This window comes from Streptomyces resistomycificus, from assembly GCF_001514265.1.
GTDB classification, from domain to species: Bacteria; Actinomycetota; Actinomycetes; order Streptomycetales; family Streptomycetaceae; genus Streptomyces; species Streptomyces resistomycificus.
In genome coordinates this window covers 144,093-165,579 of record NZ_KQ949001.1, presented here as the reverse complement: position 1 = coordinate 165,579, position 21,487 = coordinate 144,093, and the positions used below count along the sequence as shown (strand labels likewise).

Annotated in this window: 14 protein-coding genes; 5 read left to right on the top strand and 9 right to left on the bottom strand. The window is 67.8% G+C overall.

Going from position 1 to position 21,487, the window contains the following annotated elements:
• Window positions 1-52 precede the first annotated feature (52 nt).
• Window positions 53-2,122 (bottom strand): LamG domain-containing protein, encoded by a 2,070-nt coding sequence (locus AQJ84_RS33585; RefSeq protein ID WP_053191157.1) that lies wholly within the window; start codon window positions 2,120-2,122, stop codon window positions 53-55.
• Between the two features lie 472 nt (window positions 2,123-2,594).
• Between AQJ84_RS33585 and AQJ84_RS33580 the strand changes: the two genes are divergently transcribed.
• Both AQJ84_RS33580 and AQJ84_RS33575 read left to right on the top strand, forming a co-directional pair.
• Window positions 2,595-3,560 (top strand): ankyrin repeat domain-containing protein, encoded by a 966-nt coding sequence (locus AQJ84_RS33580; protein ID WP_030042526.1) that lies wholly within the window; start codon window positions 2,595-2,597, stop codon window positions 3,558-3,560.
• Window positions 3,561-3,692: 132 nt separating this feature from the next.
• Complete coding sequence (locus AQJ84_RS33575; RefSeq protein WP_063785367.1) at window positions 3,693-5,477, top strand: sigma-70 family RNA polymerase sigma factor; 1,785 nt, start codon at window positions 3,693-3,695, stop codon at window positions 5,475-5,477.
• A gap of 106 nt (window positions 5,478-5,583) precedes the next feature.
• Here AQJ84_RS33575 and AQJ84_RS33570 read toward each other — a convergent pair whose 3' ends face one another.
• Complete coding sequence (locus AQJ84_RS33570; protein ID WP_225877230.1) at window positions 5,584-6,999, bottom strand: hypothetical protein; 1,416 nt, start codon at window positions 6,997-6,999, stop codon at window positions 5,584-5,586.
• Between the two features lie 1,192 nt (window positions 7,000-8,191).
• Between AQJ84_RS33570 and AQJ84_RS33565 the strand changes: the two genes are divergently transcribed.
• Together AQJ84_RS33565 and AQJ84_RS43260 are read left to right on the top strand one after the other, a co-directional pair.
• Window positions 8,192-9,754: a hypothetical protein gene (locus AQJ84_RS33565; RefSeq protein ID WP_030040401.1), complete on the top strand. Its 1,563-nt coding sequence runs from the start codon at window positions 8,192-8,194 to the stop codon at window positions 9,752-9,754.
• Between the two features lie 541 nt (window positions 9,755-10,295).
• Window positions 10,296-10,487, top strand: coding sequence for a hypothetical protein (locus tag AQJ84_RS43260; protein WP_128092260.1), 192 nt, complete (start codon window positions 10,296-10,298; stop codon window positions 10,485-10,487).
• 261 nt (window positions 10,488-10,748) lie between these two features.
• Here AQJ84_RS43260 and AQJ84_RS33560 read toward each other — a convergent pair whose 3' ends face one another.
• The 3 genes from AQJ84_RS33560 to AQJ84_RS33550 form a co-directional block, all read right to left on the bottom strand.
• Window positions 10,749-12,473 carry a GmrSD restriction endonuclease domain-containing protein gene (locus tag AQJ84_RS33560; protein WP_030040400.1) on the bottom strand — a complete coding sequence of 575 codons (1,725 nt, stop codon included), beginning with the start codon at window positions 12,471-12,473 and terminating at the stop codon, window positions 10,749-10,751.
• Window positions 12,474-12,626: 153 nt separating this feature from the next.
• Complete coding sequence (locus AQJ84_RS33555; RefSeq protein ID WP_030040399.1) at window positions 12,627-12,845, bottom strand: DUF397 domain-containing protein; 219 nt, start codon at window positions 12,843-12,845, stop codon at window positions 12,627-12,629.
• Window positions 12,846-12,847: 2 nt separating this feature from the next.
• Window positions 12,848-13,696, bottom strand: coding sequence for a helix-turn-helix domain-containing protein (locus AQJ84_RS33550; protein WP_030040398.1), 849 nt, complete (start codon window positions 13,694-13,696; stop codon window positions 12,848-12,850).
• Between the two features lie 214 nt (window positions 13,697-13,910).
• Here AQJ84_RS33550 and AQJ84_RS33545 point away from each other — a divergent pair, with 214 nt between their 5' ends.
• On the top strand, window positions 13,911-14,558 hold the full coding sequence (locus AQJ84_RS33545; RefSeq protein ID WP_225877229.1) for an ATP-binding protein: 648 nt from the start codon (window positions 13,911-13,913) through the stop codon (window positions 14,556-14,558).
• 35 nt (window positions 14,559-14,593) lie between these two features.
• Here the strand turns inward: AQJ84_RS33545 and AQJ84_RS33540 are convergent, their stop codons facing one another.
• The 4 genes from AQJ84_RS33540 to AQJ84_RS33525 form a co-directional block, all read right to left on the bottom strand.
• The gene (locus AQJ84_RS33540; protein WP_030040396.1) at window positions 14,594-17,743 is read right to left on the bottom strand and encodes a DUF3427 domain-containing protein; all 3,150 of its coding nucleotides are present in this window, start codon (window positions 17,741-17,743) and stop codon (window positions 14,594-14,596) included.
• A gap of 145 nt (window positions 17,744-17,888) precedes the next feature.
• Window positions 17,889-18,308, bottom strand: a complete 420-nt coding sequence (locus tag AQJ84_RS33535; RefSeq protein ID WP_030040395.1) for a DUF3592 domain-containing protein — start codon at window positions 18,306-18,308, stop codon at window positions 17,889-17,891.
• Between the two features lie 40 nt (window positions 18,309-18,348).
• On the bottom strand, window positions 18,349-19,365 hold the full coding sequence (locus AQJ84_RS33530) for a hypothetical protein (RefSeq protein ID WP_030040394.1): 1,017 nt from the start codon (window positions 19,363-19,365) through the stop codon (window positions 18,349-18,351).
• Window positions 19,366-19,823: 458 nt separating this feature from the next.
• Window positions 19,824-21,296 (bottom strand): glycoside hydrolase, encoded by a 1,473-nt coding sequence (locus AQJ84_RS33525; protein WP_030040393.1) that lies wholly within the window; start codon window positions 21,294-21,296, stop codon window positions 19,824-19,826.
• Window positions 21,297-21,487: the final 191 nt, after the last annotated feature.

Sequence of the window (21,487 nt, the reverse complement as noted above, 5' to 3'; positions counted from 1 at the left end):
CGCCGCTCACGCCCGCCGCTCACGCCCGCCGGTCACGCCCGCCGGTCAACGACTAGCACTCGACGCAGGGGTCCGTCCCCCAGCCCAGACCGCTGATCCTCTCGTCCTTCAGCGCGCCGGTGTACGCCTGTACCTCGTCGACGTCTCCGTGCAGGTACTCGCCCCAGCCGTCGCCGACCTGCGCCCGGCCGATCTGGAGCGCCCCGGAGCTGGGCCAGCCGTTCGGAAGGGTCCCGGTCGCCTGGGCGTTGGTCCAGCCGTCCAGGAAGAGCTTGACCGTGTCGGTGGCGTCGTCGTAGACCACGGCGAGGCGGTGGCCCTGGCCCTCACCGCCGTCCGCCGACTCGATCTGGGACACCACCGTCTCGGCGGCACCGACCTCGTCCTTCTCCGGCATGATCAGCTGCCAGGCGTGCTCGGACGGTTCGTAGCGCACCTTGAAGGCGTCGGTGTGCTTGCCCGCCTGGGACAGCACGGTCATCGGATGGGCCGGCTCGGAGTCCGCCAGCCGGACCACCACGCCCAGGGTGAAGCTGTCCCCGGTGTCCACCACCGGGCCCTCGGTGACGGCGTGCCCGGTCTCGCCGTCCAGCCGCAGATGTCCGTCGCCGACCAGGGCGGGCGGCACGTAGGTGCAGTCGGGGTCCAACTCAGGGATGCAGGAGCTGTCGGAGCCTCGGTAGATCGTCGCTCCCGCGCCGAGCGTGAGCGGCGCTCCGCCCTTCTGCTCCGGGCTCGTGCCGTTCGTCGCGGTCTCCAGTGACCAGTGGCCGAGCAGCTTCGGCGTGCGGCGGCTCAGTTCGGCCACCTCGAGGGGCACCACGACCCTGTCGTGCACCCGTACGTCACCGATGTCGCCGTGCCACCGCGCGTGGTAGCCGGACTTGTCGCGGGCGCGGCCGATCTGGAACGCGTCGTTCGCCTCGGGAGGCGTGGCCTCGGCGGCGGTGCCGACCGGGTGGCCGTTGACGTACAGCTGCGCCTTGCCGGTCTCCTCGTCGTAGAGCCCCAGCAGGTGGGCCCACTCACCGGTCTCCGGAGCACCGCCCGACACCCGTGCGCCACCGATGCCGAACGACCAGGTGGGCCCGGAGTCCGGGCTGCTCAGTCCGAGACGGAAGCCGGCCGTGTCACCCGCGTCCTGGCTGGCGACGGTCATCGTCCGGTCGGTCTGCGCGGGCCGCACCCAGGCGCTGACCGCGAAGGTCTTGCCGGTGTCGACGGCCGGGGCGTCCGGGGTGAGGAAGCCGTGGCGGCTGCCGTCGAGGGCGGCGGTGGCCGTGGCGCCGGTGCCCCGGGGTGCCGGACCGCCGAAGGTCACGCCGGTACCGGCGCGGGCCGCGGCACCTGTCTCGGCGGCGGCGCTGGTGGCTCCCGCCGCGTCGTCGAGCTTCCAGTGGGCGACGGGTGCGCGACCGCTCTTGACCCGGAAGTGGTACGTGGTGGTTCCGCTGCTGCGCCCCGAGCGGTCGATCGCGCGCACGCTCAGGTAGTCCGGACGGGCCTGGAGCGGCAGGAACCGGATGGTGGCGGGCCCGCCCATCTCGTCCGGTCGGGCGGTCCCGTACGGGCCGCCGATGAAGTTGTAGCGGTACTCGACGACGTCCGCTGACGGAGAGTCCATGGTGAAGCTGCCGTAGACGCCGACGCCGTCCTGGATCTGCTCCTCCGGGTAGTCGGCCGAGGTGACGGCCGCCTTCTCCGGGCTGACGTCGTCGTACACGAACTCGCAGACGGACCCGTCACCTTCCGAGCTCCAGGCGGAGGTCGTCTTGGTGTCGTCGGCGCGGACGTGCCAGGAGATCACCGTGTCCGTCGGGATGTCCTCCGGCAGCCGCCACTGCAGCCGCGACCCCGACAACGTCTCGTAGGACGTGTACGTCCGGCGCTGCTCGACCCCGGCCGCGTCGGTCCACCACGCCTCGAACTCGCCCCTGACCATGTTGGCCTCGGCGGGCTGGTTGTCCTCCTCCGGGTCGTACAGGACGGCGCCGAGCGTCGGCGGCGACCCGACGTACGCCCTGTCGTCACCCGTCGCGCACGCCTTGGTCCCCGTCTGCAGGTCCTGCACGAGCGGCTGCTTGGGCGGCAGGTTCTCCGCCGCGTACGCCGTGCCGGACATACCGGTCCCCGCCACCACCACCGCCGTCGCACAGCACAACGCCGCCAGCTGTGCCGAAGCGGTTCTCCCTCTTTCGGCCGGCTGTCTTCCAGCTGCTTGTCTTCGAGTCAACTGTCCCACCCCTGTTCGTCGTTGAGGCTCGTGGCCGCACGAGCCGCATGAAGCTAACAGAGGTGACTGACACAGCCGAAGTGTTTTCCGCCCGTGACGCCGCGGCGACTGGATCTTCTGCTTCCCCCGTCCCGGATCCGACGTCCTACGCCGCCCGCGCCCTGTCCGGCACCTGCCGCGGGAGGTACGCGGCCAGGTCAGCGCGCTCGCACGGAGGGCGGACCCGTGGACGCCGAGCGGGAGGGACTGGGCCGCCGGTGCGGACCCGACGCCACCCCGGACTGTCAGTGCCGTCTGCGAAGGTGTGAGGACTGGGCGGCGCGCGCAGGCGCCGTCCGGATTCGGTGCTGGAGGGGGCAGGGTGACGGACCGAGGGCACGGCTGGTCAGGCCTGGTGTGGGACGACTGGAGGAACCACGAGGAGATCCGACGGCGCCTCGACGAGGGCGCGGACCCGGACACGTGGGGCTCGGGAGGCCGCCCCCTGCACCGGGCGGCGGCGTTCGGGTCACCGGAGGTCGTCGCGGAACTGGCCCGCCGCGTCACGGACGTCGACGCTCTGGAGTACGGCACGACAGCCCTGTGGGAAGCCCTCCTCTCCCGCCAACCAGACAACGTGCGCGCCCTCGCCGAAGCCGGCGCCGACCCCTGGCGTTCCCAGCTCGGCGGCTGGTCCGTGGGCCGGCTCGGCCTGGCCGGCCCGGCCCCCGACCTGTTCCCGCTCCCGGCGGGCGAACCCGGCCTCACAGAGCCCCAACAGCAGGCGGCCCAGGAGGCCCGACGCCTCATCGCCGCACTGGGCGACTTCTACTACGACGGCCTGGGTCTCGCCTGCGTGGCCGGCATCGACGCCGAGGAGGCGATACGCCGCCTGGAGGCGACCCCCGTCCAGAACGCGGACCTGGACGACATCGTGGAGAACCCGTACGACTACGACGTCGACGAGATCCTCGACATCGTCGGCGTGACCACGGTCCCCGGCGGCTGCGTGCTCACCCAACCCTGGGGATACGCCCCGTCGATGCCCGGCATCCACACCCGCCTGTCCGTCGGCACCGTCTCCAGCGGCCTGTACGCCAACCCCAAGAGCGGCAACCAGGGCAGTGTCGCCCGCGACGGAACCATCGAGGGCTGGGACCTCCACCCCGGCGGCGGCCCCGACGCGGACCACACCCCCGAGGAGGTCCTGACCGCCTACCTCTACAACCACGAGGCGGTGGCCTACACCTGCGCGTACGCGGGCCTGCGCCTGACCGACGCCCGCGCGGTGACCGGCCCTCCGGACGCGTGGGTGGAACTCCCGGAGCGCGACTACTGGACGTACTGAACTCCGTGCCCTGTCACCGCATGTGACGAGCATCACGGACCGTAACTAGTTGAAGTTTTTGCCATCCACCTTTACAAAATGGTTCGTTCCACCAGTCATTGACCCACAGCAGGCAACTGGAGCGTTGACGCCATGACCGACGGCCCCGGTCCCGCCACCGTGCCTGCTCAGGCATCCGCCACCGTCAGATACACCCGGATCTTCGAGGAACAGCAGCCGCGCCTCGTCGCGTACGCGCGCTCCCTCACCCGCAACTCCTGGACGGCCGAGGACCTCGTGGCCGAGGCGCACTTCCGCGTGTGGCGGCGGCTGTCCGCGGGCCACGAGATCGACAACGTACCGGCGTACCTCATGACGACCGTGCGGCACCTCGCGGGCGCGGTCGCGACCGCCACACGGGAGACCCCCCAGGACCCGCAGACCGCCGCCGAACGCTCCGGGCCCGCCGATTCCCTGGCGGGCGACCCGGCCGAACAGGTCTCCTCCGTCGACCTGTTGACGCGCGTCCTGGGCCAGTTGCCCGAGCGCTGGGTGGAGGCACTGTGGCTCGCGGAGGCGGAAGGCCAGTCCCTGGAGGTGGTCGGCCAACGCATCGGCGCCAAGCAGGGCGCGACGGCCGTACTGCTGCACCGGGCCCGCGAGGGCATGCGCCAGGCCTTCCTACGCGTCCAGACCGGCGCCCCGGACGACCCCGCCTGCGAGGTCCACTGGGTACGCATGCCCGCCTACGTGCGCGGCAACGCGACCGCCCGCCAGTCCGAACGCCTCCTCGGCCACATCGACACCTGCGACGACTGCCGCCACCGCCTCGCGATCCTGATGCGCGCCAACGACCGGCTCCCCGCGCTCGTCGGCCCCGCCCTCCTCGTCTTCGCCCTCGGCGGCACGGGCAAGTACGTGCTCTCCCTCGCGGCGGCGTCCACGGGCGCGGCGACCGCACTGGGCGGATCCGGCGGCGCCGCCGGATCCGGTGGCGCAGGGTTCCTGGACGCGACGCGCCAAGCCGTGACCACCGGGGGAGGGGCGAAGGTCCCGGCGGCGGTAGCGGCCGGCGCCGCAGCCGTGACCGCCACCGCCCTCGCCCTCGTGCTCGCCCTCGGCGCGGGCGACCCTTCGACCACCACGCCGGACAGGAAGCCACTGGCGCAGGCACCGGCGGCCCGGCCGTCGAAGGGGACGGCACCGGTGGGCGACGCGCCCAAGGGGCTTGAGGGGTCCGCGGGTTCGGAGGACAGGGGGAAGGTCGAGCGGGCCTGGGTGGATGGCGGCGGCATGGTTGTCGTGGCGAAGGACACGGTCGATGCGGGCGACTCCACGGTGGCGCCGGTGGCGCCGGTGGGGCGGACGGCTGAGGAGCCGGTGGGTGATGCGCCGGTTGGAGGTACGCCGGTTGGAGGTGCGCCGGTTGTGGCGGGGCCAGTGGATGAAGGCCCGGTGGACGAAGAGCCTGTGAACGACGGCCCGGTGAACGACGGCCCGGTGGACGAGGGGCCGACGGACGAGCCGCCGCCGCAGGAGGGGCCCGGACCGGAGGACGGGGGCTCGACACCCGCGCCGGCCGACCCGGTGGAAGCTGATCCGAACCCGCCGGTGCAGGAGAACCCGCCTGGCGAGACCCCGGAACCGGAAGCGCCAGAGGTCCAGGAACCCCCGTCCGAGGAACCCCCGTCCGAGGAGCCCCCGTCCGAGGCGCCGGGACAGGGAGCGCCGGAAACCGAAGCGCCGCCGACCCCGTCGCCCGAGCCCACGCCCGCACCTACGCCGACACCTACGCCGACACCTACGCCCGAACCTACGCCGACACCTACGCCCGTACAGAACCCCTCAGATCCGGCGGAGCACACTGACCCGCCTTCCCCGAACCCTGGGGCCGGCTGCGGCGACGGGAGCGAGGAAGAAGCCCGGCTGGAGTATTAGGCCGCCGGTGTTTTGCGGGGTGCGCGGACGTCGTGGCGGGGTGTGGGCCGGGTGTTCTTTTGCGGCCCACCACCATCTACCGGGTTTCTGGTACGGAATTGAGGCGTCAGCCGTCCAGCCAGTCTCCTGTGACGTCGGTGGGAAGATATCCCGTGGCGTTCCAGAGGAAATGCGGGTGCGCGCAGCCGAACATGTAGGCGAGCAGTGTGGTGTCTTCCCTCCCGGTTTGAGGGTCGTGCAGGGTGTGGAACCTTTCAGATCCGACTACGCCGGCGTCTTCTTGGACCTGACGGGCGCGGGCGGGGGACGGTGCGGCGCTGGATGCCTCCACGGCGGCGATATAGGTGCGGCGCAGGATCTCCCATGTGCTGTCGATGTTGCCGTACCAGGGACCGTGTAGTGCTTCGAAGGCATGGAGCTCGGCGTCGAAGAGGGGCCATGTCCGGGGGTACTGGGCTCGGCAGCGGGCGGACAGCTCGGCGGTCCGGGCGCTCAGTGCCGGTGCGGTGGGCCGCGGGGCGATGGTGAGGGTGGTGCCGTGGGTGAGGATGCCGGTGCACGCGTTGGGCTGCAGGTCGCACAGCGGGCACTCCTGAGCCGAGGGGAGGCCCTGGGTGATGCCGTCGAACCACAGGGCGTGGCGGCCTGTGAGCCCCATCCAGACGATGGTGGTGGTCATCAGCCAGGTGTTCCACATCGGGGCGTGCGCCTCGGGCATGCAGCCGTATTTGACGAGGGCGATGGCGCAGGCGGCGTAGAGGGCCTTGGTGTGGGTGGACATGTCGGCGAGCCAGAAGTTGCTGATCTCGCCGGTGAGGGCGTCGACTCGTACGTCGGCCATGTCGTCGATGACGCGGCACAGCAGCAGAGAGGCGAGGTGTTCTTCCTGCCAGAGCTCGGTGTCGGGCGAGACATGCCAGAACAGGCAGTCCAGCATCTGGAGGATCGAGTAGGTGCTCTGGTCGAGCGGGTTGGTCTGAGGGAGTGTGACGCTGCCCGCGTGATGCTGTTGGAGCCAGTACTCGTCAACGGATCGCTTATGGGCTGCGAAGAGTCCGCAGACCAGGGCCCGTGCGCTGTTGGTGCTGAAACGCTCGGCCAAGCGGCCTTCGACGAGTTGGGTGAGGCGCGTGGTATCGATGGTGTCGATCACGCGTTTGTATTCGTGGAAGACGAGGATGTCGTCTTCGAAGCGGTGACGGTGGCCAAGGTCCCGTTCAAGGTCGTTCATCTGACGGGTCCAGGACCATCCACCGGTCAGGACGCTGTCGAGTTCCCGGCGGTATGGCCAGGTCTTGGCTATGAGGGGACGACCGGCGCTCTGCCGCCAACCGTAGTCACCCAGCGTGCGTGCGGGGGGCGTGGGCAGCCGACGGCACAGAGCGCAGGCGCAGCCGGTTGTCTGCTCCTCCTCGTGCGGCGGGGCGAGCGCACGGCTTCTCCAGGCCTCTTCCAGCATCCTGCTGGTCAGTCGGCAGACTTCAACATCAGTGCTGACCTGGGGGAAGGCGGCTTCGATCACGCGCAGGCTGGTGTCCAGTTGCCGCAGCCTGGCAGAGCCCTCCTCGTCGGGCGGGAGGAACGCGCTCGTCGCCAGACGGAGGGCTCCCTCCACATGCAGCGTGGTGCTGGAGTGGGGGGAGCCGAGTGCGTCCAGCCGCTGCTTGGCGGCGTCCTGGGAACTTCGGTGCTGTTCCGTGCACCCATTGATGCGTCTCCCCAAGAGGCGGGCCAGGGCGCTCCCCGCCTCCCCGGGCTGGAGCTGGGCGCCGGGCTGCGCCGGGAGCACACTGTCGGTGGACGGCTTCCGACCAGCACCTACGACTCGTGATTTCACACCGGTCTCCCTTCAAGCTGTGGTCCTGGCAGCGGAATCGATCGGCCGTGGTTGTCGGCCGGTCGTGTCCGGGATCTTCTGTAGGTGGAGGACGAACTGCCCCGTGCCGGCTCGACTCTCGAACGGGCGAGCCGCTCGGCTACGGCAGATTCATCCTCGAACCCCGGCCTGGCTGCGGACCGGGCTCATGTCCCGGATCCAGCACAGAGGGCGCTCCTGGGGGGCACTCCGGACGTCTTCTGACAGGGGCGAAGGGGGGGGCGAACGTGAGGTCCTGAGGCATGCGCTTCCTTTCGGGAGACGGACCGCAGAGTCCCCCCGGCCCTGCAGACAGGCGGCCGCCGAGACCGCCCGCGCACTCGAACTGGGCTTCGCAGATCGAAAGTTGAACCGAGAAGCGCTACGAGGCTGCCCAGAGCGTAAATGATCTACACCGTGACCCGACCGTGATCTGGATTACTGCTCAAGCCCCATGAGCTGCATATACTCGCGCGCCCCCACGTACGTGAGCGTTGCCGCCGGATCGTCGAGCGGACCGCGTCCTGGTTCTCCGGCTACCGCCGATCCAGCCCTCGCTGTCGGTCACCCTCGACAAGCCGGGCAAGGTCGCCGACTTCCTTCGCGCCGCCGGCCTGGCAGAGTCGGGCCGGAGCTGTGGTCAGTCGTCACGGCGTGGAGTAGGTCAGTCCGTCCGGCTCCACAGCACGCCGTACCCAGGACCTTGATCCATTTTCACAACAGACCCTGGTGCGGAGCCGAAGCGAGCAGGCCGAGGCCCTGCCCTGCGCCGAGGCCGGCCGTCGTCACGTCGGGCGCGTTCAGTGTCGCCGGGCCTGTCGCAGGGCAACCTTCGGGGCTTCTCGCACATCACACAGGCATGAGGTCCAAGTGCACGGTCTTCGGGGCAGTACTGGCTGCCGTGGTGCTCGCCCTGACGCCCAGCGCGTCCTCCGCAGCCGACGGACCGTCCGCGAAACCGTCCCCCCTGCCGACGCAGGCATACGCGACGATCGACGCGGAAAAGCAGCTCAACGTGGGGTCGGCGACGCAGTCGGTCCACGTGGGCTGGGGTTTCTGGGACGACGGCGCGCAGGTCCCCGTACCCACGAACGACACGCTCGTCATCGATACGCGTGATCTGGCGGGCATCGCGAGCGTCACGGTCGACGACCCGAGGTGCAAGGACGGTGGTCGGGTCATCACCTGTGCCAACACGGGTTCCTCGCAGAGCCGTTCCGTCGACTTCACCGTGCGTGCGGACGCGGGCGCCGCCACCGGCGCCGACGGCACGATCACGTACACCCTCAGCGCCGACCACGCCACCGGCACCACCGCGAAGGCGAGAGTGGTCGTCGGCATCCCGAAGTTGATCGTCGGCAGGCTGCCGGATGTGACGCACGCCAGGGTCGGGTCGCGGGTCGATGTTCGGCTCCGGCTCCGCAACACCGGGGATCTGGCCACCGACCGGCGCGTCATGCTGAGCTGGGAGTCGGTGGGCGGTCTGGTCTTCGACCGCAGGTTCTCCAACTGCGCCTACGGCGACAGTCATGAGCCCAGTGCGCCCGGCAGCCAGGTATCCGTCACCTGCGTCTTCCCGGTCGGCCCGGACTCCGTGCCCGCGGGGGCCACCATGGAGCTGAGCAGCCCCCTGACCGCCACGGTCGGCAAGCACGTCCTGACCGCTGTGACCGACTACTCGGCCGAGCTGCTGAAACCCGGCGTAGAGCCCGGCGGCGGCAGCCACCAGGGCACCGGGCCGGCGCTCACCCTGGTGCGGGCGTCCGGTGCGGGAAGCGGATTCGAGAAGGGCGCCGAGGGCCGATTCACCGTCGCGGCGGACAACTCCGCGGATTTCGCGGCCGAGGCCACGCCGAAGCCGGGCAGCGGGGCGGGCGCCTGGACGCTGGACATCAACGCCCTGAACCACGGCCCTGCCTCCGCGTACGGGATCGACGACAAGGCTGCCACCGTGGTCGATGTGGTCCTGCCCAAGGGCGCTGTCGCGACCGGCAACGTTCACATGGAGGAGGAGGACAGCCCATACGGCCCCTGCCTGCTCCGGAACGGCAGCACCAGCACGGCACCTTTCGAGGCGGGCCACCGGCATTACGTGTGCACCGTGCCGTTCGGCCTCGACGCGGGCAAGAGCCAGCTGTTCGTACTGATGGTGAAGACGTCCAAGGCGTACGACGGTGCCAAGGGCACGGCGACCGTGCGACCCGGCCCGGCCGGCATCCCCTTCCACGACCCCGACGCCTCCAACGACAGCGTCACCTTCGCCTTCGGCAAGCCGGCCACACCGACTGCCGCGGAACCGTCCGGCGACACCCTGGACGCCACCGGCGCGGACCGGACGACACTCATCGCCACGGCGGCAGGCTGCGCCGCTCTGCTGGGCGGCGTGGCCATCGTCGTCCGACACCGCAGACGTTCCCACTGACGCCGGACGGATCCGGCGGGCAGCCGCGTCGAGTGCGCGGCCCCCTCCCGCAACTGGGGCGGTACCAACGGGGCGTACACCGGCGCGCCTTAGATGAACAACACGCTAATAACCTGTGTGCGAACGTAACTTGACCGTGACTCAGGCCTCACTCGTACGGTAATCTCCAGGAAAAGAGATGTTCGCGTCAGCCAACTCATATCCGGCACCGCGAACGCACGGACACGGCGGCGGCAGACATTCAGTCGGGCCCAGGCATGACCGAGGGGAAGTGACGATGGAGCGGCGACGGATCCCAGACGATTCCGACTTCCGGCCGGCATGGTCACTCCCGGAACACAGCCGCACCCGCTCCTAGCGCCACAGGGTCGTGACGCACCCGGCCCAGTAGCCGAGAGCGCCTGTCACCTTCAGGCACCCTCGATCTCTCTCTTCTTCACGTTCCGACCCGCGCCAGGCAGGCATTTCCCACCTTCAGCCCTCTTCGGGCGACGGACGAACTGCGGCTGTCCGGCTGCTGTCGCACACCCCTGGATCACCCGTGACAGAACACAACCCAAAGGAGGAAACGGTGTTCGATCTCCGTACGGAGGCAGAAATGAGGCTGCACTCAGAGAAGGTGGCGAAGGAACTCGCCCTGAAAAAGCAGCGCGAGGAGGGCGTCGAGAAAGAAGTCGCACTCCCGACATCCCTCACGGCAACGGACGACCCCCAACCGGCGGTCGACACCTGACCGAACCGAAAACCCGCGGCCCGCACCGCCGAACACGCCGCGCGGGCCGCGGCCTCGTTCCCCTGACCAGCAATGACTGGGCCAGTCGGCCACGAGCGCACCCCCTCCCCACCGACCCGCCGCCCACCCTTGGCCGCCCGTCGGTCTTCGCCTCGCAACCGCCGGCCTCAGTAAACCGGGCAGCCTTGGGCGCCCTCGCCGCTCACTCACCTGAAGCACGACTCGGCGTGAACACGTGATCGGCGCCGAATCGCAGTACCGTTACTCCTCATGCAGGCTGCGGCCAGTCACCCTCTCGATGAGCTGCACTACCGTGTTTAGGCGTTCATCGAGGAAAGTGCTGTAGTTGTCGTTGGCGAGGCCGCTACTCGAGTCGCTCTTGATTGCGTGGGAGGAAAGTACCGCTTCCAGCTTCTCTTCCCCGTACGTGGTGGCCATTTCGCTCAGGTACTGGCTAGGTGCTTTGTCTCGGATGATGCGGTTGGTCTCCGCGTCGATCAGGGTGCGGTTCAGGAGGAGTTCTGGGCTTTCCGCCGCTTTGGCGCGTGTCAGGTAGGCCTTGGGGAATATGTGGTGCGAATCGATCTGCACCTCTCCCACCCGGTACGGGGTCATAGCCTGACCTGTATGGAAGTCCTCGGCCCGCGTGGTGGCGAGCAGGCACACCAGTCCGCAGTACAGAGCCTTTCTGCGCACAGACGCGGAGCGGAGTGTGGACGCGCTCAGCGGAAGCTCCTCGAGAGCCTCCGGGGACTGTCCTTCACCGGTGAGGACCCAGTCCTTCAGGCGGCCGTAGTCGGCACCAGCCTGACTGTTGGCTCCTTGGTCGTAGTTGGTGGTGAAGACGCTGCACCAGAAGAAGCGCTGTAGGCGGGTGTACGCGGGGGCCCGGTCGAGGGGTTCCAGCTTCTGGATGTCGCTCCACACAGCGCCCATCGGTATGAGCAGCATTCCGTAGGGAAGCCACTTCGGCGCGACCAGCCCGCAGTCCGACTGCAGCATGTCGATGACTCCGGCCACGCCCTTGACAGCGGCCGACCAGTGCTGCGAGATGTCGGCGGCGGTGAGCTTCTTCAGGACGTCGGACCGCTGGGCGGAGCCATAGGCCCTCAGGCAGACCGTCTGAAGGATGCTGTACGGGTCGACCCTGAAATCGATCAACGCCTTGTAGTTGTCCTGGGCTTCGACCCACAGGTCTCGGAGGTTGACCCCTTGCGGGTAGTAACGAGCCGTCAGTAGCTCAAACGGGCCCAGCGGCTTGCCAGTTCGGTTCAACGTCTCGAAAATCGTGCACACGGCCTCGATCGGTGTGGTTTCCGGGAGCGTGAGAACCGGCAGGCCATAAGAGCGCAGGGGGACGATGTACTTGTCACGCATGCGCCTGTACAGGGACTTGAGGTACTTGGCGTTGGAGCTACCGTCATTACTGACTACGTTGTCGACGTACTCATCAAGCCAGTCATCGAAACTGCTGACCCCGGAAACGGGGAAGTGGGAGATGCCGAGTAGCTCTTCGTTCTTCTTGACCTGTCCCTTGCTCACGGCGACAGGCACGGATATGACAGCCTTGTCGAAATTGACCTCGTGGAATTCCTTCACGTAGTCCTCGGCCGTGCTGACGAACTCGTCGACCTTGAGGTAGAAGCGTTCGTCGCCCGCGCCGGTGAGCGCTTGGTAGAGAGCCGTGAGGCGCTGCTGGCCGTCCAGGACGAGTTCCGCGGGCTTCTTGTCTCCCAGCTCGGGGGCGCCCTCGAAGTTGCGGCTCGCGAAGGTCTCGCCGTCTCCCTGCTTCCAGAGGAGCAGGGTGCCGACCGGGAACTCCGAGATGATCGACTGGATCAGCTCCTCGGTGCGCGTCGCATCCCAGACGAAGTCTCGCTGGAAGTCCGGGAGCGCGATCTCACGACCATGGATCCGTGTCACCAGGTTCGAGAGCTGCCGCGGCACTGTCTCGAAGATCGGGTCCGACTCGTAGGCGCTTGTCATGGTGCCATCCCGTTGCGATCGATCCTGCATGCTCTGGGGAGCAGGTGTTCGTCGATCTTATGTGCTGCTGCTGAGTGAGCGTCAGCAGAAGGCAACGGTGAATTGAGAGGCGCCCGAGGCGAGGTGTGGCGACCAAGATGACTTCACGTCTGGTTAGCAGGACTCCTCTATCGAGAGCCTCTCCTTCAGGGGGCGTATGAAGGAGTGCCAAGCCCCGTGACCGACGGTGATGACAGGGCCTCCCATCCTCTTTGAGTCGCGTATGAGGGTGCCGCCAGTAACGAGGGCGCACTCGACGCACTCTCCTCCGGCTCCGTTGCTGTGCGACGACGTGAACCACACCAGAGGGGCGGGGGCGCAGGACTCTGTCATGCTCACCTTCTGTATTCATTCAAGATCGACTTGATCAGTTGCGCGGAGCGCTGAGGGCTGAGGGCAGTGGCTCGCAGACCGTCGAACGCCCGTGTGTACTCACGGACATGATGCTCGCCTTCGAGGTACACGGCATCGGTGATGCCGTCCCGGTACACGAGGTCTGGGTCTTCCGGGGCGGGGAATCCCAGCATGGTGAAGGTGCCGGTCGCTGGATACGTGCCGGAGTCGAAGGCCAGGACCTGCAAAGTCACCGTCGGCAAGTCGGCTGTGTGGAGGACGCGTTCGAGTTGCTCCGCCATCAGGGCGCCGTCTCCGATGGCGTTGCGTACAGCACCCTCGTGGACGATGAACCAGGCGTCGGGGGCGTCCGGGAGTGTCAGCATGGCCTGGCGTTCCATGCGTACGCGTACGGCCCTGTCGATGTCGCCGGAGGTCATGTGCCCGCCTGCTTTGTGGAGTTCGCGGGCGTAGGCCTCCGTCTGCATCAGCCCGGGGATCAGCTCGCACTGGTACTGGCGGAGAGTGGAGGCGTCCTGCTCCAGGCCGATGTAGATGTTGAACCACTCAGGCACGCCGGCGCCGTGCACCTGCCACCAACCACGTGTCTTGGCTTGCCTGGCCAACGACTTGAGGAACTCCCGGAGCTCATCGCTCGTGTCGTAGAACCTGCACAGGGCGTCGATGTCCGAAGGCTGCACCCGCCCGCTGCCGGTCTCCATCCGGTTGACCTTGGAACCACTCCATTCCAGGCCTGCTCCGACCTGGGCGCAAGTGAGGGCGCTCTTCTCGCGGAGCTTCTTCAGCTCGATCGAGAGGCGACGGCGGCGTGCCGTAGGTGAACCGGCCATCCCAACATCCCTTCCGGTAGCGAGCGTTCAGTCTCGCGCCAAGGGGTGTGGCTGCCAATCACTCGGAAGTGGGAATCCCGCCGTGCACATTGCATAAAGGGATGGGCGCCCAGCACTCTGGTCTCGACGCAACTCATCGTGAGCGCTGATAACGCTCCGCGTTCCTGTGTCGCCGACTGCGAGGAGAGGGACTTTCGTGGACCAAGTAGCGTGCATGTCACGCAAGCCATGGGAGCTGGCCTTCACGGCGAAGCCTGCCGAAGTAGCCGCCCTGCGCCGCCTCATGAGGTTGCATCTCGGGATCTGGGGCTTGCACGAAGTCGTTGAGGAGGCTCAGCTCTGCGTCAGCGAGCTCGTGTCCAACGTCATCACGCACGTAGGCCCCGACACACCCACCACCCTCGTTGTGTCAATGAGGGGCACGCAACTGCGTATCGAAGTGCACGACCCGAACACCAGGACCGTGCCGACGAAGATCAGCGCGGACGCCGACGCCGAAGCGGGGCGCGGGATGTTGCTGATCGACGCCTTGGCCCAGCGCTGGGGGGTTCAGCTCTTCCCCGACCACAAGGTGACGTGGTGCGAGCTGGCCACGAACTTGACCACGCCCCACGGGCACAGCGGAAGCCCGCAGGTCGAGAGAGCCGAGAGAGTGCTCAACGCCTATCGGGCGCATGAGCCGACGAAGCAAGCCGGCGGAAGTCGGCTCACGGCTGCTGTGACGGAAACCGTGGCGGTGGGGATCATCGCCGATCTCCTGCACTGGCTCAGAGCCCATGGCCATGACGCTGACGAAGCTTTGGACAGAGCTCAGACGCACTTCGAGGCGGAAGCGGAGGCTCTGACGACCCTCCGGTGTTGACCTCTACGCCCTACGGCCCGCTCGGCGCATCGCCCTCATCCACCGGTGACCACTGCGGCGTACGACCACACGTCAGCGGGAAGCTCATGCTGCAACGCCCACGTGATTCCCATCGGCTTACTGCCCTTGTGGTCGTCATAGATCGCGGGCCCCAGGAGCATCCACGGCTGGGACTTACCGATGTCGGTGCTCTTGTAGCGCCGCATGAAGAGCAGGACGTGGCTGCCCTGTTCCTCGTGACGCTGGTAGCGCTGACCCGTCGGCGAGGTCTCGGCAGTCGCGTTCTGGGACTCCCAGTGGAAGAGCGTTGGGCTCAGGGCGTAGTCCTTGTAGCGGACCGTGGGGGAGAAGTCCTTCTCGTTCTTCTCCAGGGTGATGAGGAGGGCGTCGGTCTTGATCTCCTCTACCCACTGGACTCCCTGCGCGAAGGACCGGGGCATCTGGCCGCCGAAGCGGGCTACGCCGAGGGCGGCCAGGATTTCGGAGCGGTTGTAGGAGCTGTGGACCTTCAGGGGGATGTGGCTGTGACTGTCCGGCAGGGGGATGGGGAAATGGTCGGCCACTCCCATGACATGGGAGATCACCTGGCGGAGCTCATCGCGGAACACCCTCTGGTCGCGTAGCGACCTGAGACCTTGCTGATAGCTCGTGAAGCCACCTGCGTTGTCCCACACGTTGAAGAACAGCATGCGCGCGTATGCCTGGTCGTCTGGGCTGAGCTCCTCGTAGGACGGAGCGTCGTCGGCCAGAAGACGGAGGTATGTCTGGGCCCGGTCAGGGTCGTCGACGTGGAGAAAGGCATGGACGCGCTTGAGGAGGGCGGCTTCCCCCTCTGGGGCAGGGTCCTTGACCAAGCCTGCCCTGCGCAGCACGGTCGTCCACGAGTTGTCGCCCTTGTACAGCTCCTTGATTTCACGCCGACTCTCGCGGAGGAAATCGACCAACTGTGGCGTGCCGTACGCCTTGACCTCGTTGACCAATGTCTTGACCGTGGCGCCCAGTTGAGCACGGATGTTGTCGAGTACGAGGTCCTTGGACTTGCCTTCCAGGATGATCTGGCACCCGGAGGGAAGTTGCGGAAAGTCATGCTCGATGTGGTCGACGAGTCGGTTGCGGGAGAAGTTCGTCAGCGCCCGGAACTGCTCCTCGAAGCGGAACTCAGCCCTGTGCTGGCCGATGAAGTCCAAGACGGTGAGCACCGGCTTGGACTCGGTGCGGCGTAGCCCCCGGCCAAGCTGCTGGAGGAAGACCGTCGCGCTGTTGGTGGGACGCAGGAGTAGCAGCGTGTCGACGTCAGGGATGTCGAGTCCCTCATTGAACAGGTCGACGGAGAAGATCACCTGGAGCCTGCCGTCGCGCAGGTCAGCGAGCGCTTGGGCGCGCACCCCGGCCGGCGAGTCGCTGTCCAGCGCCACTGCTTGGAACCCGGCCTGACGGAAGAAGTCGGCCATGAAGTGAGCATGGGACTTGGTCACGCAGAATCCCAGCGCTCTCATCACTCCGGGGTTGGAGACCTTGTCCCGGATCTGCTTGACCACGATGCGGGCACGGGCATGGTTGCCTGTGTAGAGGTTTCCGAGTTCGTTGTCCGCGTAGGTTCCCTTAGTCCACCCGAGATTCGTCAGGTCCGTGCCGTCTGGGATTCCGAAGTAGTGGAACGGGCAGAGGAGGTCATTCTCCAGGGCCTCCCACAGACGCATCTCCGCTGCGATGCGGCCGTCGAAGAACTCGTCCTGAACATTGAGCCCGTCCATCCGCTCCGGAGTGGCGGTGAGGCCCAGCAACTGCTTCGGGCTGAAGTGGTCGATCACCCGCCGATAGGTGGCGGCGGTCGCGTGGTGGAACTCGTCAATGACGATGATGTCGAAGTGGTCCGGGGCCAGTTGCTCCAAGCGCCGCATATTGAGCGACTGGACACTCGCGAAGACGTGGTCCCAGGCCTTTGGCTCTTGGCCGCTGTGGAGGAGCTCTCCGAAGGATGCGTCATCGAGGACCTCTTGATACGTCCGCAGAGACTGCCGAAGGATCTCTTTGCGGTGCGCCACGAACAGCAACCGTGGTTGTTCGGTGTCGAACTTCCTGGCGAGGCTTCGATAGTCCAATGCCGCCATCACGGTCTTGCCCGTGCCGGTGGCCGCGACCAGGAGGTTCCGGTCCCGCCCTCGGATCTCCCGCTCCACTCGGAGACGTTCAAGCATGTCCCGCTGGTGCGGATAGGGACGTACCTCGAGGCCAGAGAGATTGATCCTCAGATCGGCAGCCGACGTGCTGCCACTCGCCTGAGCCAAGGCCTGATCAAGGCGTGCACTGTGCTGATCGGGGTCGTAGGGCTCGAAGGCGATGTCGTTCCAGTAGGCGTCGAAGGTCGCCTCGAACTTGTTGAGGACCGCCGGGGTGGCGACTGACGACAGCCGTACGTTCCACTCCAGACCATCGAGCAGCGCCGCCTTCGACAGGTTGGAACTGCCTACGTACGCGGTATCGAAGCCGCTCTCCCGGCGAAACAGCCATGCCTTCGCATGCAGGCGGGTAGAGCGGAGCTCGTAGTTGACCCTGACCTCGGCGCCGAAATCGCGGACGAGCCGATCGAGGGCATGGCGGTCGGTCGCGCCGATGTAGGTCGTCGTGATGACGCGGATCGGTACGTTGCGTTCCTTGGCGGCTCTCAGGGAGTCCTCCAGCACGCGGATGCCGTACCACTTCACGAAGGCGCAGAGCAGGTCGATGCGGTCCGCGGTGGCCAGCTCGGCTCGCAACTCCGCGCCCAGACTGGGGTCTTCCGGAGCGTTCGTGATCAGTGAGGTTTCGGAGAGAGGCGTGAGGGGGCGCATCGCGTAGACACCGGGAGCCTCCTGCTCAGCGAGAGCCAGGAGCTGGCGCGGGCCCTCGACGATGGTGCTCGCCGCCTCGGTGTCGTGCTGATCAGGTGTTGAGGTGTCCAGCGACCGCAGGATGCGGTTGGCGGCGGCGACCTGCTTGTCGTGCGGCAGCTGGCTGAGCTTGCGCCCCACGGCCTCACCGATATGGCGAGCCAGGACGTGCGGGGACGACTCGGCGCTGACCTCGGCGTCGATCGCTTTCCAGCCCGCGGCTTCGAATCGCTCGATCTCGGCGTGGACGTCGTGGGTGATCAGCTTCTCGTAGACACCTGCGATCGGCTTCGACCGGCCCCCTGCTTCTGCCACGACTGCCCCCTGATCCCTCGCGGTTCGCACACGGTGGCCTCACGCCGACACATGCCGATGTGGATCTGTTCTAACAGCCGTCACTGACATTTGAAGGTCTGTACTGAAAGATGATCCTCTTTGGTCGGCGTCGCGTCACCCCAGCTCACACGAACGCCCACACGGCCAGCCCCACCCCGAACAAACACAACGCCACCCCGTTCACCAAGTAGGTCTCCGGGTTGAACGTCTTCTGGGTGCGCACCACCACGACCCGTCGAGGATCGTCCGGGTCGTAGCGCACCACCACCTCGCAACCCACCCACAGGGAGTGCTGATCCGCGTTGAGCGGGGCCCGGCGATACGTCTGACGCGCAGGGCCCGCCTGGTAGCGGAGCTGGGCCGGATGAAGCGTGGCTCCCTCGCGGCGGGGTCCGCGGACGACCTCGCCCTTCGCGCGCGTACCCCGGACGCCGAGGTGCCGTACGCCCTTTCGCTCGCGGAGGCCCCGTCGGACGACACGGGCCCCGTAGGCGAGCCACCCGGCGGCGAAGAGAAGGACGAATGTCAGCCAAGGCTGGGACATCTCGCCCCTCTCCGGACAGCGCCCCTGAGGTCAGGTGCTGCTAGGCCCCCGCCCCGTGGCACCCCGCGTAAACCACTCCCGACCCGCACCAGCACCCCACCCCCCGCTGTGGAGGCCAGGCCACGGCCCGACCTCGTGCCGCCAGCGTCGTCGCGTACTGCGGGAGGAGTTCCGAGTCGGCCGGCGATGACCCCTCCGAGGCCGCGAACGCCTCGTACGACGGGACGGTTCCCGTCACGATTCCGAGGTTCGGTGTGCCGGAGGACGCCAGTTCCCTCAGCGACGCCTCTATCGTCGCGAGGTGCTCCTCGTGGGAGGGGTACTCCGCCTCCAGGGACGGGTAGGCGGCGACGAGTTCGGCCAGTTCGCCGGCCGGCCAGTGGAGGACCGCCACCGGGAACGGGCGGGACAGGGCCTCGCGGAAGGTGCCGAGCTCCGCCTGGAGGCGGGAGATCTCCGCGGCCAGTTCCGCCGGGTTGTCCGAGCCGAGGGACCACACGCGCTTCGGGTCGTGGAGTTCGTCGAGGGAGACGGGGGAGGAGTGGAGGGTGTCGGCCAGGACGTCCCAGTCGTCGTGGGTCAGGCCCAGCATGCGGCGGACGCGGTGCCGGCCGAAGAGGAGGGGGTGGAGGGAGTACGGGGGCTCCTCGACGTCGGCCAGGAGGGTCCGCGCACCCTCTGTGAACGTCTCCTGCGCCGCCTCCAGCTCGTCGTGGGACTCCAGCGCCTCCGCCACGATCACCCAGGGGGCGGCGTCCCGCGGGGACGCCGCCCGGACGCCGTCGATGATGGCGCGGGCCTCGGCCTCGTGGCCGTACTCCCAGAGGTTCGAGGCCTTGAGGGCGCGTACCAGGTGGGGGTTCTCCAGGCTGTTCGACGACGCCAGCAGGCGGTCGTAGAGCGTGCTCGCGGCGGGACGGTCGCCGGCGAGTTCCAGGTGGGCCGCGGCCTGCAACAGCAGGGCTTCCGCGTCCTCGGGATACAGGCCGGCGGTCCGCTCCAGGCGTGCCGCTTCGGCGGGGTGGTCGACGTTCTCGGCGGGCGTGTCGGGGCGCATGCATGACACCGTACTGCCGGGCCGTGACAAAGGGAGAGGTATCCCCAGGCCAGCCCGTGGATCTGTAGATCGTCTGTAGATCGTCAGGAGGCCGGCTTCCTGGCCGTCCCCCGGGCCGGCGTGGCGGGTCAGGGCGAACGGGCCTGGCGTATCCGGTCAGGGCGAACGGGTCGGCCGGCGGGTCAGGACGAACGCCGAGAACCGCGGGACGGTCACGGCTGCCACGAAGAACGTGGGGTGGGAGCGCGGACAGTCACGGGTCCCGGGAGCCTCGCCCTCGTTGATCTCGGCGCTGTGCCTTGTGGGCAGCCGCGGGACGGGAGCATCCCGCTCGTGAGGCCGACGAGGGCGAACGCGTACCCGACCACCGGCACCGCGGCCAGGGCGAAGTCCTGGGCCCGGCCGGCGGCGATCATGCCGGCCGGGCACAGCACCCGCCCGAGGTGTGAGCGTCCGTTCTAGATCGTCACCCCGTCGATCTGCAAGGTCTGCACCGCCTTCCCCGCGAACCGCACCGCCACCGACTTCCCGCTCAATCGCGTGTCCGAGTAGGCCGCGTACTTGTCGCCGCCGGTGGTGACCGTGTTCCAACGGGGGACCAGGCCGCCCGAGCCGCCCGTCACCGTGGTGAAGCGGGAGAGGTCGAAGGTGAGGGTCTGGGCCGAGGTCGACGTGTTGAGGGCGACGATGATCAGGCGCCGCGCGCTCGCGTCGTAGGCCGCCGCCGCGTAGCTCACGCCCGTGTCCAGGATGCGCATGCCGGGGCGGATGTGGCGGCTGAACTGGGCCATCACGTGGTACTTCGTCTGGACCGTCGTCGGCTGCAGGGTGTCCTTGTCGTAGGCGATCAGCGCCCAGCCGGCCGTGGGGTCCATCACCTGCCAGAACGCCCAGGCCGTGGGGTGCAGCCAGCGGAAGTCGTACAGCAGGTTGAAGGCCATGGTGTAGCCGGTGCCGTCGCTGTCGCCGGTCTCCGAGTTCCAGAGCTTCTTGCCGGCGGTGGTCACCACGTCCGTGTAGAGGAGGTCGCGGCGGCCGCCCGAGCCCTGGTAGCCGTGCACGTTGACCTGGCTGACCAGGGCCCTCGTGGAGGAGTTGAAGGAGGCCCAGGTGGAGCGGGCGGTGTCGTAGTTGGTCTCGTCGGAGGCGGCGATGCGCACGCCGGTGAGACCGCGCTTGTCCAGCTCGCTGCGCATGTAGGGGAGGACGGCCGCCTGGACGGCCGGGTCCATGTGGCAGCCCTCCTGGGTGCCGGTCGCGGTCCACCAGGACGAGGCCGGCTCGTTGAAGGGGTCGACCGTCGCGAAGTTCACGCCCCAGTTGTTCTTGGCGTAGAGGGCGGTCGCGGCCAGGTGGGAGGCGTGCTGGCGGTAGTTCCAGGTCTGGAGGTTGTTGCCGCCTCCCGAGGCGCCGGAGGGGTTGTGGTTGCTGCACATCCACCACATGGGGGAGTTGGCGAACAGCTCGGTGGTCGCGCCGCGCTGGACCGCCTTCTGCAGCATCGCGCGCTGGTTGGCGTCCGCCGTCCAGTCCCAGGCCGAGGACGTGGGGTCCTCGTTGTTCCAGTCCTGCCAGAAGCCCTCGATCTGCTTGAATCCGGGGATGTTCGGCGACTCGACCATCGCCTGGCCGCCGACGGTGTTCCAGCTGCACGCGCCGAGGTTGTAGCGGGCGATGTTGAGGCCCAGGCCGGGGAGTGTCGTGCCGTTGTACGTCACCGAGTTGGTGGTGAAGAAGGCGTCGGCGAAGTCGTTGCGGGAGCCGAAGACGTTGGCCCACCAGGCCAGGGAGGTGCCCCAGCCCTCCCAGGTGCCGTACGAGGTGCCGGGGTTCACGGCGATCGTGGCGTCCGCCTCAGCGGTGCCTGTCGCCAGGGCGCTGCCGAGGAGCGTCCCGCCCGCGGCCGTCAGCAGTGTTCTGCGTCGGATCATGGCTGTTATGCCTCCGCCTCTCCATGCGGTGGACGGTCAACTGGCCTTCATTGAAAAGGAGTTGACCGGTCGAACATGCACCACCCCCCGCGTGCCAACACGAAGCATCGGGTGTGGTGTGTGAGGTTGTCGAGAGGTGTGACAGCGCTTTCTTTCAACCCTGTCGTCTCTTCGTACGACGGTTATCAGAA